Origin of the sequence: Bacillus sp. IS1 (assembly GCF_032461585.1) — a bacterium.
In the GTDB taxonomy this organism is placed as follows: Bacteria; Bacillota; Bacilli; order Bacillales; family Bacillaceae; genus Bacillus; species Bacillus velezensis.
The window spans coordinates 1-665 of the sequence record NZ_JAWCWR010000021.1 but is presented as its reverse complement, the minus strand read 5'-3'; the positions used below and the strand labels follow the sequence as shown (position 1 = coordinate 665).

Below are 665 nucleotides of genomic sequence, written 5' to 3'. Positions count from 1 at the left end.
TGCCTTACAAGCAGAGGGTCGGCGGTTCGAGCCCGTCATCCTCCACCATATTTGCCGGCCTAGCTCAATTGGTAGAGCAACTGACTTGTAATCAGTAGGTTGGGGGTTCAAGTCCTCTGGCCGGCACCATTTTTGGACAAGATAATAACATAAGTCTTTTAAAAAGAGCCATTAGCTCAGTTGGTAGAGCATCTGACTTTTAATCAGAGGGTCGAAGGTTCGAGTCCTTCATGGCTCACCATATTACGCGGGTGTGGCGGAATTGGCAGACGCGCTAGACTTAGGATCTAGTGTCTTATGACGTGGGGGTTCAAGTCCCTTCACCCGCATTATACAGGATAGATATCCTGTATGCGGAAGTAGTTCAGTGGTAGAACACCACCTTGCCAAGGTGGGGGTCGCGGGTTCGAATCCCGTCTTCCGCTCCAACTATACCATCCACGCCGGGGTGGTGGAATTGGCAGACACACAGGACTTAAAATCCTGCGGTAGGTGACTACCGTGCCGGTTCAAGTCCGGCCCTCGGCATTCATTATTATGCGCCCGTAGCTCAATTGGATAGAGCGTTTGACTACGGATCAAAAGGTTAGGGGTTCGACTCCTCTCGGGCGCGCCATAATATTTTTAAAAATCGGGAAGTAGCTCAGCTTGGTAGAGCACATGGT

6 tRNA genes are annotated in these 665 nt (G+C 50.7%); all 6 read left to right on the top strand.

The annotated features are described in order from the left end of the window. Positions 1 to 53: 53 nt before the first annotated feature. The 6 genes from RUW00_RS22775 (at position 54) to RUW00_RS22750 (ending at position 616) form a co-directional block, all read left to right on the top strand. A tRNA-Thr gene (locus RUW00_RS22775) sits at positions 54 to 129 on the top strand. A 36-nt stretch (positions 130 to 165) separates the two neighbouring features. Next, a tRNA-Lys gene (locus RUW00_RS22770) sits at positions 166 to 241 on the top strand. A 6-nt stretch (positions 242 to 247) separates the two neighbouring features. Beyond that, positions 248 to 329: transfer RNA gene (locus RUW00_RS22765), tRNA-Leu, on the top strand. A 24-nt stretch (positions 330 to 353) separates the two neighbouring features. Beyond that, positions 354 to 428: transfer RNA gene (locus tag RUW00_RS22760), tRNA-Gly, on the top strand. A gap of 14 nt (positions 429 to 442) precedes the next feature. After that, positions 443 to 528, top strand: a tRNA-Leu gene (locus tag RUW00_RS22755). An 11-nt stretch (positions 529 to 539) separates the two neighbouring features. Then, positions 540 to 616: transfer RNA gene (locus RUW00_RS22750), tRNA-Arg, on the top strand. Positions 617 to 665 lie beyond the last annotated feature (49 nt).